The organism is Bartonella sp. AP88XZML (genome assembly GCF_042195565.1).
Taxonomy (GTDB): Bacteria; Pseudomonadota; Alphaproteobacteria; order Rhizobiales; family Rhizobiaceae; genus Bartonella.
Map to the genome: position 1 here is coordinate 1 of NZ_JBHIOQ010000054.1, position 1,311 is coordinate 1,311.

Annotated in this window: 2 protein-coding genes and 1 pseudogene; 2 read left to right on the forward strand and 1 reads right to left on the reverse strand. The window is 38.1% G+C overall.

The window, feature by feature from the left end; genetic code table 11:
* Positions 1-68: 68 nt before the first annotated feature.
* Complete coding sequence (locus ACFIK2_RS07040; protein ID WP_375677072.1) at positions 69-680, reverse strand: hypothetical protein; 612 nt, start codon at positions 678-680, stop codon at positions 69-71.
* Positions 681-885: 205 nt separating this feature from the next.
* Here ACFIK2_RS07040 and ACFIK2_RS07045 point away from each other — a divergent pair, with 205 nt between their 5' ends.
* The gene (locus tag ACFIK2_RS07045) at positions 886-1,218 is read left to right on the forward strand and encodes a hypothetical protein (protein ID WP_375677071.1); all 333 of its coding nucleotides are present in this window, start codon (positions 886-888) and stop codon (positions 1,216-1,218) included.
* A pseudogene (locus ACFIK2_RS07050) lies at positions 1,199-1,311 on the forward strand (terminase); the annotation flags it as partial. The gene ACFIK2_RS07045 and the pseudogene ACFIK2_RS07050, both read left to right, overlap by 20 nt.

The following is a 1,311-nucleotide window of genomic DNA, read 5'->3' on the forward strand; positions in this document are numbered from 1 at the left end:
TGTGAATTCACTACGCGTTGCTCTTAATGCTCTTCAGAAACATTTTGATCGTTAAATGACAATCTCTATTACGGTTTCATTATATTGTATATCGTTCGTAAGTCTCTACAAAACCTAGCTGTTTTTTTTATGCCTCTCCCATTATCGACTCTCATACTAGACACTAAATCAACAACTTGTGTTTCGGGGTTAATGCCATTTCCACTCGGAGAACTAAGAAATTTTTTTGCGTAATAAAACATTGGATCTGTACTACTCATAGACATGTTGTATGCCCAAATAAAATTTTCTTCACTCCAATTATGTTCATAGCGTAAAGTATTTATTACACTAGGTAGCATCGCCCATGACATCTCCTTATTATAATCACCCCTTAGTAAATTCACAAAGCGTCCACATAAAACAATAAGTATGTGACGATGCCATACAGTGTCAAATTTGGCAGTTATATTTTGATAGCCATTTTTGTATGCAAATTGATTTGCTTCGTGTTGCTTGTCGAAATGCGTAAAGTCTTCATATTCTTTACTTGCATATTTATCGTAAAGTTTATTGTACTGCTCTATAGTATCTACACGTGTAAATGTACGTGTAAATCCAAATGACGCTGATGCAGGTAGCGCTGATATAGAAAAGAAAGCTATAAATGTTATGATGCGTGTTATGGATAATGATTTCATCATTTTGAACCCTTAATTATTCATAAGTGCTGTTTAACTGATTCCCTTTGAAATTATCAATATGTGTTATTTTAGTGTTGACAAAGTGTAGCAAATCGTATTTAATGACATTACTGTACTTAGGCGTATTGTGTCTAGAGAGGGAAATGTACAGTTCAAAATCCCCGCAAATGCGGGGTTTTTTATTATCTGGAGGGCGTATTTTATGACATCAGAAAATACACAGCAGGCTCCACAACCCATTAAAAAGCGTATACCCCCAAAGGCAGGTCAAGGGCGTGTCAAAGGCGTTCCAAATAAAGTGACGCGCATTTTAAAAGAAGCAGTGGTTAAGGCTGCTGAGAATGCTGGGAATAAAATTGGCAAGGATGGTTTGATTTCTTATTTGGAAAAGCAGGCTATAGAATGCCCCGCTGCTTATTTAGCGTTGCTTGGTAAGGTGTTGCCTTTACAGGTAACAGGTGAAGATGGGGGAGCCATTAAGGTGATAACGCGTGTAGAAATCGCGCCTTTGGTCAATGACAACACGACAGATTAGTATTGTACCAAAACTCATTCCTATTTTTGCAGGGGACGCTTTGGTGCGAGCGGCTTGGGGTGGACGAGGGTCTGGGAAGACAAGATCATTTGC

Excerpts from the sequence above, each read along its gene's own strand:
- ACFIK2_RS07045 (WP_375677071.1), top strand. The coding sequence starts at position 886 with ATGACATCAGAAAATACACAGCAGGCTCCACAACCCATTAAAAAGCGT.
- ACFIK2_RS07040 (WP_375677072.1), bottom strand. The coding sequence starts at position 680 with ATGAAATCATTATCCATAACACGCATCATAACATTTATAGCTTTCTTT.